Annotated in this window: 9 protein-coding genes; 5 read left to right on the forward strand and 4 right to left on the reverse strand. The window is 44.4% G+C overall.

Annotated elements, in window-relative coordinates; all coding sequences use genetic code 11:
* Positions 1–17 precede the first annotated feature (17 nt).
* Together SG35_RS30560 and SG35_RS30565 are read left to right on the forward strand one after the other, a co-directional pair.
* Positions 18–2,279: a TonB-dependent receptor gene (locus SG35_RS30560; RefSeq protein ID WP_236702501.1), complete on the forward strand. Its 2,262-nt coding sequence runs from the start codon at positions 18–20 to the stop codon at positions 2,277–2,279.
* Between the two features lie 279 nt (positions 2,280–2,558).
* Positions 2,559–5,303: a trypsin-like peptidase domain-containing protein gene (locus tag SG35_RS30565; RefSeq protein ID WP_053042747.1), complete on the forward strand. Its 2,745-nt coding sequence runs from the start codon at positions 2,559–2,561 to the stop codon at positions 5,301–5,303.
* Positions 5,304–5,785: 482 nt separating this feature from the next.
* On the opposite strand, the gene SG35_RS30570 is transcribed toward SG35_RS30565, so the two are convergent.
* Positions 5,786–6,601 carry a substrate-binding periplasmic protein gene (locus SG35_RS30570; RefSeq protein ID WP_044830606.1) on the reverse strand — a complete coding sequence of 272 codons (816 nt, stop codon included), beginning with the start codon at positions 6,599–6,601 and terminating at the stop codon, positions 5,786–5,788.
* 229 nt (positions 6,602–6,830) lie between these two features.
* Here SG35_RS30570 and SG35_RS30575 point away from each other — a divergent pair, with 229 nt between their 5' ends.
* Positions 6,831–8,837, forward strand: coding sequence for a tetratricopeptide repeat-containing sulfotransferase family protein (locus tag SG35_RS30575; RefSeq protein ID WP_044830605.1), 2,007 nt, complete (start codon positions 6,831–6,833; stop codon positions 8,835–8,837).
* A gap of 163 nt (positions 8,838–9,000) precedes the next feature.
* Here SG35_RS30575 and SG35_RS30580 read toward each other — a convergent pair whose 3' ends face one another.
* The gene (locus SG35_RS30580; protein WP_044830604.1) at positions 9,001–9,456 is read right to left on the reverse strand and encodes a hypothetical protein; all 456 of its coding nucleotides are present in this window, start codon (positions 9,454–9,456) and stop codon (positions 9,001–9,003) included.
* Positions 9,457–9,881: 425 nt separating this feature from the next.
* Here SG35_RS30580 and SG35_RS30585 point away from each other — a divergent pair, with 425 nt between their 5' ends.
* Positions 9,882–11,384: an amidase gene (locus SG35_RS30585; protein WP_044830603.1), complete on the forward strand. Its 1,503-nt coding sequence runs from the start codon at positions 9,882–9,884 to the stop codon at positions 11,382–11,384.
* Between the two features lie 199 nt (positions 11,385–11,583).
* Here the strand turns inward: SG35_RS30585 and SG35_RS30590 are convergent, their stop codons facing one another.
* A complete protein-coding gene (locus SG35_RS30590; protein ID WP_044830602.1) occupies positions 11,584–12,024 on the reverse strand; it encodes a hypothetical protein in 441 nt (146 codons plus the stop codon).
* Between the two features lie 232 nt (positions 12,025–12,256).
* On the opposite strand from SG35_RS30590, the gene SG35_RS30595 reads away from it, so the two are divergent.
* Complete coding sequence (locus SG35_RS30595; RefSeq protein ID WP_053042746.1) at positions 12,257–12,484, forward strand: RebB family R body protein; 228 nt, start codon at positions 12,257–12,259, stop codon at positions 12,482–12,484.
* Between the two features lie 81 nt (positions 12,485–12,565).
* On the opposite strand, the gene SG35_RS30600 is transcribed toward SG35_RS30595, so the two are convergent.
* On the reverse strand, positions 12,566–13,399 hold the full coding sequence (locus SG35_RS30600; RefSeq protein ID WP_044830601.1) for a hypothetical protein: 834 nt from the start codon (positions 13,397–13,399) through the stop codon (positions 12,566–12,568).
* Positions 13,400–13,549: the final 150 nt, after the last annotated feature.

Genomic DNA, 13,549 nt, shown 5'->3' on the forward strand with positions numbered 1-13,549 from the left:
TACAAAAGAGCAATGAAGTGTCAAACCAAGCGCATGCTAATGCCGAATCGGGCATTGAAACCATAGTGGTTACAGCAGGTAAACGCGTTGAAAATATTCAGAATACTGCGTCAAGCATCACAGCATTCGGCGATGCTGCTCTTAAGGAGCTTGAGATAAGCAGCTTCCAGGACTACGCCCTTTTGTTGCCCAGTGTTTCGTTTCAGACTTCCGGACCCAGTAGAAGCCAGGTTTATATGCGGGGAGCATCAGATGGTGGTGACGGTAATGCATCGGGCTCGCTTCCCAGTGTTGCTGTCTACCTTGATGAACAGCCGGTAACTGCTATTGGCCGTAACCTTGATGTCCATATTTATGATATTGAACGGGTTGAAGCACTTGCCGGCCCGCAAAGTACCTTGTTTGGTGTTAGCTCGCAAGCCGGAACGCTTCGAATTATTACCAATAAGCCGGATACCGATGCTTTTGAGGGACAATTTGATATCAGTTACGGTTCGACTCATCAGGGCGATACCAGTTATTCTCTCGATGGCTTTGTCAATATTCCCTTGTCGGAAAGTACGGCCATACGGCTCGTTGCCTGGAAGAAAGAAGAGGGCGGTTATATCGATAATATTGCCGGTACCCGTACCTATGCATTACTGACCGACGGCGGCAGTTTTTCCACGGTAGAAGAGCATAATAATAACTCAATCAAAGATGATTTTAATGAGCTGACCAATGAAGGCGCCAGGGCAGCCTTAAAGATAAACCTGGATGAAAACTGGACGGCAACGGCGAGTTATCTGAGGCAAAAACAAGACACCCAAGGAGTTTGGTTTCATGATCCTCAAAGCCCGAACGGTGAGGTGGGCGATCTGGAAGTTCAACGGTTTTTACCTGATTCAATGGCCGATGAATTTGACCAGGCAGCATTAACGCTGGAAGGCCAACTGGGAGAGACCCTTTTGGTTTACGCAGGCTCATTTATGGAGCGGGATGTTGAATATTTCAATGACTACACCGATTATGCCGATTATTTTTCCACCAACTGGATCCAATATTACGGTTGTGAATATTACGGCACTGCCGATGTCGACTGTACCAGCATGGCTATTTTTCATTATGAAGATAACCATTATAAGCGCGACAGCCACGAACTGCGCCTTCAGTCCGTTAATGACAGTCCATTGCAATATATTGTCGGTTTATATTATGAAGATACCAGCCATGATTATCGGCACGAATGGCAAATGGAGGGATTAGCCAAAGGTGCTGATTTTAGCCCCTTTGGCGAGCCCAATCTCTGGTATTTAACCGACCAGACACGCAAGGATAAACAATCAGCCCTGTTTGGTGAGCTCAGCTACGGGGTGAGTGAGCAAACCACGCTCACGGTTGGCGCACGATTCTTTAAAAATGACAGTCGTTTGTCCGGGATTTCTGGTTACGGCTTGATCGCCCCCGGGTTTCCCATTCTTGATGTTGATATTCAAGACGATGAAAGTGACAGTATTTTTAAATTAAATGCCAGCTATAAGCTTGATGATAAAAAAATGCTTTACCTTACCTGGTCTGAAGGCTATCGGGCAGGAGGGATCAACCGGGATGAATCCGCTTTTGTTGAGCGAATTTATAACGCCGATATTATTACCAATACAGAATTTGGCTGGAAAACCATATGGCTGGACAACAAGCTTCGCTGGAACGGGGCGTTATATCACATGACCTGGGATGATATGCAGTTCACCCGTTACGACTTGTCCTATGAAACCCCGGTTGCGGTGACCATCAATGCCAGTGAAGCTAAGATAGTGGGCCTGGAATCCCAGCTGACATATCTGGTGACTAATGACTGGACCCTTAGTGCCGCTTTCAATTTCAATCAGGCGGAACTTGCTAAAGACTTGCTGGTAGGCAGTAATTTTTCTCCCGAAGGAACAGAGCTGCCTAATGTACCTGAATTTAAAGCGAATATTGTTAACCGTTACAATTTTGTTGTTGGTGGTTTCGACAGTTTCGCCCAGTTGGTTTATTCCTATGTCGGTGAATCACACAACGATATTTTTAAATTCTCAACCAGTGATACCAGTTTCGATAAACGTCAGATGAATAAGAGCTACGGCGTTGTTAATTTTTCTCTGGGCGTGAATATGGAAAATTGGGGCGTTAATTTTACGGTCAATAATCTTACCGACAAGCGCGCACAACTATCACGCGGCAGTAGTAGTTGGGACAGTACCGAGACTATCATTCGTCCACGTTACATTGGCATGAGTTATTACAGAAGGTTTGAATAATCGCCGGGCCTGTTTTTGTTTGGCTGTCGGCTATTTATCGGCGTTAGCACATGTCATGTCGATTGCAAATAGCTTGTATGCGTCTGAAATCACACCTTAAAAGCCTTGTGTCCTAGATAATTAGAGCACAGCCAACCGTAATAGCTGATCATCTTCACCGGAATACGCAATAGTTACAATTACAAGATTAAACTCGCCAATACACCACTACTTTGAGTGAGAGAAAATTATGTGTCAGTGCACTTGTGTTAAGTAGCCAACAACCCTGGAGGGAAAGATATGGCAACTTCACAAAAAAAGATCACTTACCGTCAACTGCTGGACATGGTGAAAAATTTGGATATTGACGAATCCAGTATCGCTCAATACCTTCAAATTGATGAAAAAAACTCATTAGCGTTTTCTCCGGCAATAAAGATAAACCCCGAACGCGTGGAAATGGGAGAGGATGAGGGGGAGGTCTTGCTGTCGGCGTTCAACTGGCTTTGCAAAAAGCGCAGACAGAAACAGTATCGACGTAAAATTAACAGCGGTTACCAAGGTATACGGATAGTATCAGAGGGAGATTCCTGGTTTCAGTATCCAATTATTTTAAAGGACGTCATCGATCAGTTGTTCGATAAGTACGCGATATACAGTCTTGGCGGCGCCGGGCATTTACTCAATGACATGATTGACGAAGATGAAATCACCGATGCCGTTGTTAAGGAGAAGCCTGATGTATTGCTGTTGAGTGCAGGCGGTAATGATATGGTCGGTGACAGGCGTTTGGCCACTATGGTAGACCCTTTTGATAATAACGATCCTCGCCGCCCTGTTTCAAGCTATATCAACAGCAGGTTTGATGACTTCCTGACCGAGCTTATCGCGCTTTATAGCGGGCTATTTACACGGCTTACATCGCGGTTCCCTCTTCTGGTAATTTGTGTGCACGGCTATGATTGGGCTATTGCGAAAAAAGGCAGGTGGTTAGGTAAACCTCTTGCTTCTGTTGGTTTTGAAAACCCTGATGATCAGACCGCTATCGTGTATGAAATGATTAATCGTTTCAATACGGCGTTACAGTCACTGGTCAGTAACTTTGCCGGCAATGTTCGCTACATTGATTGTCGCGGTGCTGTGGCCGAGGAACTCTGGTTTGACGAGCTACATCCTGACAACAATGGATTTAAATCTGTGGCAGCACGGTTTGAATCCATGATTGAAGCTGCGGTCGCAGAACAATTGAGGTTACTACCTGAGCAGGAGTGCCCCGGTGAGGACGCTTTTATTACCAGCAGGCCGCTAAGTAACCAGGATGAGGCGTATATCGCCTGCCGCCGGGCACGCCAAAGAGGCTTGAAAGTAGCTAAGGTTAATTATGATCATGGCAAAGGCAGTTTAACTAAAGCGGGTAAAGGGGCACGGGAAGAAATTTCCCGCTATTACGAAAAAATCGACCTGAGCAATGACCTGCTTAAAGCATCGTTTCTGCATGAAGGTAGCAGTAAAGCAGATGCGGTTTGTCGAATTCGCACGCCTGTCAGCTCCGGTACCGGCTTTCTGATAATAAACAGCTCTTTTATACTGACCAACAATCATGTACTGGAAGATATAGCAACAGCCAGGGCAAGTATCGTGCAATTTGATTATGAAGATAATGAAAATGCAATTAATGTTCGATTGCAACCTGAACGTTTTTTCATCACCAATAAAGATTTAGATTATACTGTGACCGCTTGCGATACCAGCGCAATTGAAAATAGGTCAGCAATCCGGCTTCTCAGGGATCCCACCACAGTAAGCGTAAATGAACGTGTCAATATTGTTCAACATCCCGAAGGCCGGACAAAAGAGGTTGCCCTTCGCAATAACCAGGTAATGGCACTGGGTGATCATGTGGTGCACTACCGTACAGATACGCAGCCAGGCTCGTCAGGTTCGCCTGTATTTAACGACGACTGGGACCTTGTGGCACTGCATCATGCAGGTTGGATGGAAGGGCCGCAACGTGCTATTAATGAAGGAATACGGATTGCGTCGATAGTAAATGATTTGATATTGCGATCTCGCAGCGAATCAACCAGCTCAGCCTTGCTGGCAGAGTTAATCAGCGGTGTACAAGGTTCCTCTCCTTTTCTCGGCTTCTTTGATATTGAAGGTGTTCTGGACGACCAAGACTTGGAAGGCGAAGTGCCTAACTTCCGTGGCAGCGCAGACTTTGCCGATGTGATGTTTTGGAACATAGAGCACTTTAATAATGGTGTCAGTAACACACGGGTTAACAAAGTAGCCTCAATCATTAATGATTTCTCAATGGATGTCATGGGTCTGGTTGAAGTGCAGGAAGGCGCGATGAAAAAATTAGTTGAGGCGTTAAGGCTAAAAGGCACTGAAACTGATTTTGAAATACTGGATGTGCGGGGTAGTCAGGATTTGTCGGTGCTATATAACCGCGATACCACCGAGGTTATGCTTCGCGACGATTTAAATCAGAAATATGCAGACTTACTGGATGCCCGTACCCGTGGAGGCAAGAGAGCCTTCCCTCGTGAACCGCTCTTTGCCGAGTGTACCGTGAAGGCGGATAATCATGGAGCTGTTAAATTTATGCTTATCGTGCTGCACCTTAAAGCATTTGGGGATGCGGCAAGCCGGGCGAGGCGAACGCTGGCCTCAGAAAAACTGGTGAATATCATTAAAGACATCCGAGATGAGCAAAGTTTGCCTGTAATTATGGGGGGAGATTACAACGATATTCTCAACACTGAAGTCTTCGCGGCCCTGCAAGACAGTCCGGATTTGTTTGCCCTGACAGCCGATGATTCAGACAGTGATGCCGCCACCTATGTGGGCGGTAGCCGACGCTCAGTCATTGATCATATCGTGATAAGCCGGGATTTATCACCTGCCGATATTTCTGGGGATGATGCCGCCATCGTCAGGATTGACAAATCAATGGCTGATTTCGTCAACGATATATCCGACCACGTGCCGCTAGCGATGCGGTTAGTCATGCGCGGTACGCCTGTAGACTATAACTAGTTATCACTATGTTCTCTTAACTTTTTGAAGCCTTGTTCATCTGTCTGATTGGTTAGGAAAATCTGTTAGCCGATTACTGGTGCGGTGCAGAGCAGTAATATGATTTTGCTTGCTTCCTCTATGTGGCAAGGCTTGCGACAATATCTTTGAGCTAAGCACAGTGATCGCTTAAATTAAATGGGCACCTTAGATGGTGCCCTCTATTATGGAAATGTCCGCTGTGATTAAAGAATAACTGCCTAATTTGACTGCCAATAGAAACTCAAAATTTGTTATTTTCTTGGTATTCGTCCGGGGAATAGTATGCTGCTTTTTCCTGTCCGGGAGCCCAGTTCACCTTGCCGGTTTTTCTCTTGGGCTGAGCAATTTACGCCGTGTATCGGCCCTGCAACCAACCAAGATTGTCCGAGTTTGATGATCCCTGGATAGTCATCTACCGAAACAGCTTAGAAAAACCTCACAGATAAGCAGGCTCTGACTATTTAGTTCACGGCGCTTTTTTGGGGAAATAATGGCGACACTTCAGCACCTGACCAATAAGCTTGTATTGCATTGATGGACAACTTTTCAACAATACCCGTTTTTTTATATTGCTCAAATAGTTGATTAAACTTCCCCAGAAGATGCGCACAAGCTGACTTTTTAGAAAACGAAATATGTACAGGGTTCATTGTCAGAGATTCTGAAAGAAAAAGCGTATCTTCCAACCCGTACATTTTGATATATTCCAATGCATCGCGCTTTGAACGAAGTACGTAGTCAACCCGACCTTTTAGCACTAAGTCAAGCAGTTGGTCATAATCGACGATTTCAGAGATAGGATAATCGGGCAAGTCCCCGCTGGTATATTTGTCAATAAAATCACCATTTTTTGCCCCTCTGACTTTGGCGCCATGCAAATATTTTAGATCGGTAACCGTGTGAATCGACAATTCTTTTCTTCTGTAAACCGCGCGAACATCATCACTTGTTATAGCGTTGCCAACTAACCAGTTTTTATCACGCTCTTCGGTGAAATAATGGCCCGCCAGCATATCTATTTCACCGGTATCCATAGCGCTAACGACTCTTGCCCAGGGCATAATGCAATTAAATTTGATCGATAACCCCAATTGTTTTGCCGCCATACGGGTTGCTTCTACGGCAATGCCGGTTGCTTTATCTTTATCTGTCGGTAATAAAAAAGACACCGGATACCACGAATTAGAGCAACCTACGTGAACAAGGTCACATTCCTTGGCATTTGCTAAAGAAACAGCAGGAAGTGCAAGAAAAAGAAATAGTTGTGGAACTTTCATATGAGGCTCCAATACGGCTTTATTTTTTTCATTTGCCTGTCAAAACAAGGTGGTTCCATTATGAACTATAGTCGTATAAACAAGCGACGGCACCTAAGGTGTAAATGTAAGGGGCGGGATAGAGTGCAATTAACTTAAGTAAACTAGTTACATATGCTTGTTCACCGCCTGAATTTATCGCTTTGGTTAACAGCGTGTCTCATATTCATTTATCTGATTGGGAGCAAAAATGTCGCAGCATGAGAAGCGCACAAAAGAAATTCTTATTGCAGTACAACATGCTCATGAAATGCTGATGCATAACGCTTTCGAACCCGCCTTGCAGCAAGGGCAGGAAATTCTCAAAGTATTCCCGGCAGAGCCGAATGCGCTTTTTATTATGGGTTGTGCGTTAAGAGGCCTGGGCCGTTTAGATGAAGCAAAAACAACTTTACAAACCCTGGTTAGACAGACACAAAAATTTTCTTTGGCCTATCAGGAGCTGGCGTTTACCTTACACGAGCTAAAACAAACTAAACCGGCAATAGCCGCATTACAAAAAGCGGTTGCTTTTAATGAAAAACTGCCTCAAAGCTGGCAATTGCTGAGTAAATTATTACTTTTGGCAGGCGACAGCCATAGTGCTGCGCAGGCCCACCATAAATATTTACGCTTTTCGACAAAGTATCCTCAACTGGGCCTGGCATTACAGGCCTTTATTGAGGGGAAATTACCGCTTTGCGAGAGAATTTGCCGTGCGCATTTGAAAACACAGCCAACAGATGTCAATGCCATGCGGCTACTTGCTGAGGTTGCAATTAAATTGGGCATTTTTGCCGATGCCGAACATTTGCTCGAACGTTGTTTAGCGCTGGCCCCCGATTATCACCTTGCCCGGCTTAATTATGCGCATGTATTAAATAAACGTGAAAAAAGCCAGCAGGCATTAGAGCAAATTAACCTTTTGGAGCAGGCGCAATCCGGCACTGCACCACAACGTATAGAAAAGGCCGCTATCTTGGTCAGGTTGGGTCAATTTAGTGCGGCCATAGACCTTTATGATGAGTTAATCGTACAGTTTCCTGAACAGGCGGGGCTGTATACCAGTAGAGGTCATGCACTTAAAACCATAGGTAAATATGACGCTGCGGTAGCATCATATCGCCAGGCCATTGCCTCTTTACCTGATTGTGGCGAAGCATATTGGAGTCTGGCTAATTTAAAAACCTACACTTTTGAGCAAGCTGAAATACAGGCAATGCAACATGAACTTTCAAACACAGCTCTTGCTTCTGCAGACCTGATTAATATGTGTTTTGCCTTAGGAAAAGCGTTTGAAGACAGGGAAGAATTTGCACAATCTTTTAACTTTTATAAACAAGGTAACGACCTCAAGCAAAAAAGCGAACATTATGATGCCTGCGAAACGTCAGCATTAGTTGACCGAACCATTGGCGTTTGTGACCAGGCGTTATTTGAGCAAAAAAATAGCCAGGGTTGCAATAAAAGTGATGTGATCTTTATTGTCGGCTTACCCCGTTCAGGGTCCACTTTACTGGAACAAATACTGGCTAGCCACTCTATGGTTGACGGTACAAAAGAATTACCCGATATCATTGCCATGGTCAGAAAACTCGGAGGTCGCAGCAAACGGGAACAAAGATCAAAATATCCTGAAATCATAGCAGACTTATCCGGACAACAACGTAAAGCGCTGGGGGAAGAGTATTTAAGCAAAACCCAGGTACATCGCGGTAGTGCATCCTTTTTTATTGATAAAATGCCGAATAATTTTGCCCATATCGGGCTCATTAAACTCATACTGCCACAAGCAAAAATCATTGATGCCCGGCGTGACCCTATGTCGACCTGTTTTAGCTGCTTTAAACAACTTTTTTCATCAGGTCAGGCTTTTAGTTACGGGCTTGAAAACATAGGACGATATTATTTAGATTACATTCGCTTAATGGAGTATTGGCATAAAGTTATGCCGGGGGAAGTGCTGACGGTGAACTACGAAGATGTGGTTAATGATTTTGAACGGCAAGTGCGTCAAATTTTAGCCTATTGTGATCTGCCTTTTGAGCAGAGCTGTCTTGAGTTTTATAACAATAAGCGAGCAGTTAATACCGCCAGTTCTGAACAGGTTAGACAGCCTATTTATCAAACCAGTTTGAATGCCTGGGCCAATTTTGATGATGAGTTGACGACATTAAAAAAGGTGCTTAACCCCTTGTTGAACAATAAATTTAACTAGTGTGATGTGGCTGAGCTCTGATTGTAGTACTTATTCTCCCATATCATTCCAGACTGTTATAAATAGACTAAAACAGAAAACTGACGTCACCGGTTAAAGTGAATATGAGGCTGTTCATGCTTGATGCTCCCATGAATGATGATTAACGGCCATAAAGCAACTGTTACACGGTTGAATCCAGGTGACTATTGGATTTTAGCACCCTCAAGTGAGTTTTCCCCGCATCGATACTGGAGCCATGAGCTGTCGAGTTCAAAATAACACCCCTGCCACTGCCGACATCATCTCGCTTTTTTACTCCCAAAGCAGTAAAACGAGGAGAGGTGGCCTGATCGCTAATATGAACAGTATTGGTCATATGCCCTTTGAAATTTTTATCCTTTGAAACACGCTGAGACCTTACTTCATCCGCCATCGATTCAAACACCGAATGGTGGATGGGACCTTGTACCGCAAGCCCATCTTTTGTCGGGCGAGTAAATTGTGCCATATGCTTGGCGCTCATGGCTGATGTATTGGAACCGTCCTGAAAGGCAGTGAAATTTCGGGAGACTTTGCTGCTGTCATATCCCAGAGATTCACTCAAACCAAAGACTGTTCCCGGTGTTTCTTCGGGCATGGGGAATTACCTGATTCATTAAGATTGAAAATATGTAATAGCAGATCACATGCCAATGTGTTTATGCTTAAAGAATAAGGTTAACCATATGAAATATCAGTGAAAACTATCAAAGAGTGACTGCTGAGGTGAAGCAGGGCGGGCACAACAGCTTAGGTAAAACAATACCCGCCGGGTAAGAGATTACCCGCTGAATAATGAACTTTAGTTTTAGGTTTCTATGGGAGAAATTAAGCACCATCGGGCTTCATAAATTGGCTAAAGCATAAAATTATCCACGTTCAATTTGGAGGTGTCCCAATATATTCTAAAGTGGAGTGCTATCCGTAAATAGAATAGACTGGTCAAATTCTTTTAGTGAAAATGTTGCTTTGCATTCTTAAAAGGAATTCAGGCAAATGAAAATAAGCAAGGATTGTTTCTAAATGTCTGGATTTAAAGAGTATCATCAGTATGACGGCTTAGGGTTGGCTGAATTGGTTCGTAGCAAACAAGTGACAGCTAAAGAGTTACTTGATGAGGCTGTCCGGCGCGCAGAATTAGTTAACCCGAAAATAAATGCTATCAATCATTCCCTCTTTGACCTTGCCCGGCAATCCGTTGATAACCTGCCAGAGGGCATCTTTTCGGGTGTGCCATTTTTGCTGAAAGATTTACTCTCAGATGTTCAAGGGGTAGTAACCAGCAATGGCTCTAAAGCTTATAATAATTACCTGCCGGAAAAAGATACTGAACTGGTCAGCCGATATAAAGCAACCGGCGTGAATATTTTCGGCAAAACCAATACCCCTGAATTCGGCTTAATGGGTATTACCGAGCCTGATGCGTTCGGCCCGACACGTAACCCCTGGAATACACAGTTGACCTCAGGCGGCTCAAGCGGCGGCAGTGCCGCTGCAGTGGCGGCCAGGATAGTGCCGCTGGCTTCCGGGGGCGACGGTGGTGGCTCCATTCGCATACCGGCGGCGCATTGTGGCTTGTTCGGCTTAAAGCCGTCCCGCGGCCGTACCCCCGATGTTGGCGGCGAACATTGGGATGGCGCCAGTTGTGAGCATGTGTTGTCGCTGTCGGTACGTGACAGCGCCGCCATGCTTGATCAGATACAGGGAGCAGGAGTAGGGGCGCCCTATATTATTAAACCGCCGGAGCAAAGCTACCTTAGTGCTTTAGATACCCCGTTAAAGCCGCTGCGTATTGCTTTTACCACGCAATCTCCTTATGGCGGCACAGTAGCCTCTGAATATATCCGGGCGGTAGAAGACAGTGCCGCATTACTTGAAGGTTTAGGCCATCATGTTGAAGAGAAGCGACCTGATTTTAGCGGTGATATGCTGCTTAATAGTTACCTGACCATGTATTTCGGCCACACGGCTGCCGATGTTGTCGACTTAAAGAAATTGCTTGGGGAGCAATCGGTAAAAGATCTTGAAGACAATACCCGTTTTCTTGCGCTTATGGGACAGTGCCTTTCGGCCAGTGATTATGTTAGCGCGAAACGCGACTGGTTCTGTATCAAACAACAAATGGACCTGTTTCACCAAGATTATGATTTATTAATGACGCCAACCAACGCATGCCTGCCGGTAGCAGTAGGCTCTCTGGCAATGAGCGGCATGAAGAGATTACAAACCCGGCTTGCCATAGCTATGGGAGCCGGCATGGCCGGTTTGTTTAAAAAATCGCTGCTGGAGATAACAAAAGGCGAGGCGCGTAAAAACCTGGATAAAACCCCTTTTACCCAGCTGGCCAATTTGACCGGGCAACCGGCGATGTCTGTACCTCTTTATTGGAGTGAAAGTAACTTGCCGGTAGGCATTCAGTTTGTTGCACCGTACTGTGATGAAACTACTTTGTTTAAATTGGCTGCGCAGCTGGAACAGGCACAGCCGTGGTGTGGCAGAATGCCTGACATTGTCGATTTGTATTAACATCAGGCTTGAACAATCAAAGTTTAATTTAGCACTATTATTTTCATCGGCCAAAAGGAATAGCTGGTTGCTCATTTTTAAGGTTTGAATAAGCTGCTCTTCTCATTGACGGTGATATCAAAGTCGGTATGAGATAGCTTAAACGGGGAACTCTCTCTTTTAAATGTGAAATGTCAGTGCCGATTGAAACCTCTACAAGTTAGGTTAGAAATGTAGATTTTCCTGCAGATACGTGACTTATTTTAACAGGTCTCCATCTGTCTACATCGTTGGCATTTGTACCTGGCCTAACCATACAAAAAATATGAAAGCTAACAGCATTCTGTTCGTATGTATCACAAGTTATGTGTTGCACGGGGGTATTGTTTCCAACATTTGGCACATTCATATTTTCATTTTGATGCATACCTTTAGAGACCACGATTTGATTATCTTTTGTACTTGACGTTCGTTCACTAAATTGACGCCATTTCGATTCTGGCTGTTCATAGGTTTTATTAAAACCATCAGCGTCTGTTGCGGGGAATTTAGTATTTATTGCATTAGCAGCTGCTGCCAAGCTGTTTTTGATTTGAGCTTCCGTTAAGACTGTATCGACATTAACGGGAGCATCCCAATTCTTATAAAATCCAATAGCCATTCTGTTTTTCCTCAGTTCTTTAAATATAAGTTTCAGCTTAAAAAATAAAAGCAGGGACTAATCGGCGAAACATAGGATTTTCATTTTTCTCCTACATAAACTTGCTGAAGCTTGAAGTTTTGAGGCTTATTCTGTTGCACCTAAGTTTAATCGTGTTAAGTTATTAGTTAATGAAATTTAAGGGGAAAAGTTCGGCTAGGTGTCGGAAGACAGCAACTAACGGAAATGATAAATGAGCTCTTTTAAAATCAATAGCATTAGCCCGTTAGGGCCGGATGATAGTCAATATTCAGTTGATATGATAGATACCATGTTTGCAGATAGCCTTTCTCGGGGGATGCAAAACGCCATTGTTTCTCAACAAAATGCACAAATGGCCTCCTCGGCATCGATAACGAATGCTTGTGCAAGAATTCTCCAGGCTCTTACAGCCCCGGCAATCACCGAAAAGCGGAAATGATAGACAGCGACTACAACTAAAAAGCCCGGTCAACGCCGGGCTTGTCTTATATCAGGTTGACCTTTAAGTGAGTGGGCAAGTTTAATAGCAAACTACTTGCGGCACCATATGATCTGTACTGCCGGTGAAAAGGACGCGACAACCGTATTCTCTCCCCGTTCCCCATCTGTAATCTTTAAAAGCAAAGCCTATATCGACAGCGGTTTCATAGTCTACGCGGCCACTCCAATATAATTCTGCCCTGCCGTCTTCCCCTGTTCTGTCTTTAAGCATTAAAACAACTTCGTTACCATCCGGGGTATGTCTGGATGCCCCAATAGGCATACCAGAATCTTTCATGTAAATTACCTCTATCGGCGCTCTGTCATTCGTGGATTTATTTTTTTCATTAGCCAGCATCTGTTTTGTCAATTCGCCGGATACACTACCAGCTACACCGCCGAAAACAGAATTCAGAAGAGCGGGTGCCCAGTTAGCGCTATTGCTGACATTGCTTGTTCCTCTTCCTGTATACCAGGGTCTAGTTTCAAGGTTATGTTCATTGTAAGCCATTGCCTCAGCGGCTTCTTGCCCAATCCTTTCAACCTCAGCATCTGATAATGATTCCGTGCAGCCCTGACAGCCAATGCTGCCTTCTATCACCCAGTAATCAGTCACTTGATCGGATACCTTGGCTTGCTTAATTCGCCAAACAACATTATTTCCATCGTTAGTAAAATATCTCAGTTGGATCGTTGGATATGAATAACCGTAACTAATACAGGTACTTTTTACCCTTTCATACGTTTGCAAGCTGCCGCATATTTCCGCTCTAGAGCCACCACCAGGCGGTGGCGGTGGTGGTGTTTGGATATCTTCAGCGATTGCCGGAAAGATTATGAGTAAACTCAGTACTGCGAAAATCCATTTCTTCATTTTTTTATCCTTAAAATGTGAACTCATGTCGGGGTTCACTTGCCGAGTAACTTAACGCGAATTGTTTTTAATCCTTTTCATCTGTTTATCTGCTTATCGGGATTAAAAGTCAAGATCATACAATAAGTATTATTAGTGAGTAATTACAGG

Origin of the sequence: Thalassomonas actiniarum (assembly GCF_000948975.2) — a bacterium.
GTDB lineage: Bacteria > Pseudomonadota > Gammaproteobacteria > Enterobacterales > Alteromonadaceae > Thalassomonas > Thalassomonas actiniarum.